Origin of the sequence: Vibrio sp. 779(2023), assembly GCF_033344285.1 — a bacterium.
In the GTDB taxonomy this organism is placed as follows: domain Bacteria; phylum Pseudomonadota; class Gammaproteobacteria; order Enterobacterales; family Vibrionaceae; genus Vibrio; species Vibrio alginolyticus.
The window spans coordinates 1-1,342 of record NZ_JAWPOM010000115.1 but is presented as its reverse complement, the minus strand read 5'-3'; the positions used below and the strand labels follow the sequence as shown (position 1 = coordinate 1,342).

Sequence of the window (1,342 nt, the reverse complement as noted above, 5' to 3'; positions counted from 1 at the left end):
ACTTTCTGGTTAGCGTATTGCGTCCCCAGCCTAATACTTTAGCGGCATCTTGCTTATGACCTTTAGTGTGCTCCAATGCAGCTTCTAATAAAATGCGCTCAAATTCTGGTAATGCGAAAGAAAGTAGTTCTTTATCCCCCGCAGCGAGCGATTGACGTGCCCAGTCCGCCAATTGTTCTTGCCAGCTGCCTTTGGTTGAATCCGAAACGGTCTTCTTCTCTTCCAAAAGCTCTGAAGGCAAATCGTTCGGTAATACTTCACTGCCACTCGCCATCACGGTTAACCAGCGACAAATGTTTTCTAGCTGACGTACGTTGCCCGGCCAATTGAGTCGATTGAGAATTTCGACCGTCGACGGGTGCAAGGTTTTGGTTTCCACTCCAAGCTCATCTGCGGCGCGTACCAGAAAGTGTTGTGTGAGCTTTTCAATGTCTTGTTTGCGTTCACGAAGCGCAGGAATTTGTACGCGAATGACGTTCAAGCGGTGGAACAAGTCTTCACGAAAATCGCCTTGGTGTACCAGCTTTTCGAGGTTTTGGTGCGTGGCGGCGACAATACGTACATCGACACGAATCGGAGAGTGACCACCAACACGGTAGAACTGACCATCCGCCAACACGCGCAGTAAACGTGTCTGGATATCCAGCGGCATGTCACCGATTTCGTCCAAAAAGAGCGTGCCTCCGTTGGCTTGCTCGAAGCGGCCTTGACGAACACTGTTCGCGCCCGTAAATGCGCCTTTTTCGTGACCGAACAACTCAGACTCAATCAAGTCTTTTGGAATCGCGGCCATATTGAGAGCGATAAAAGGTTTGTTGGCGCGGGGGCTATGGCGGTGAAGGGCATGAGCAACCAGCTCTTTACCCGTACCGGACTCCCCGTTGATCAAAACGGAAATCGACGAGCGAGAAAGGCGGCCAATAGCGCGGAACACTTCCTGCATTGCTGGCGCTTCACCGATGATCTCTGGCGTGTCGGCCGGGGCATCTTCTGAAGACAATTGCTCGCGTTTGTTTTCATGGCTGTGGGCAATCGCACGTTCGACCAGCGTTAAGGTTTCATCGATATCAAACGGTTTTGGCAGATACTCGAACGCGCCTTTTTGATAGGCGTTAACGGCGGCATCTAAGTCGGAATGCGCGGTCATGATGATCACGGGCAAATCAGGGTAATCACGTTGCACTTGCTTGAGCAGTTCTAATCCGTCGATACCGGGCATGCGAATATCAGACACCAGTACGTCTGGCACTTCGCGCTCAAGCGCCATCAAAACGCTTTCCCCATCGGCATAGGTTTCGCATTTTATGTTGGCTGAGGAGAGTGTTTTCTCCATAACCCAGCG

The 1,342-nt window shown here is 51.3% G+C and carries 1 protein-coding gene; it reads right to left on the bottom strand.

Annotation, left to right across the window (positions count from 1 at the left end):
• On the bottom strand, nt 1-1,342 hold a 1,342-nt coding region (gene glnG, locus R8O70_RS25380; protein ID WP_318184479.1), incomplete at both ends, for a nitrogen regulation protein NR(I).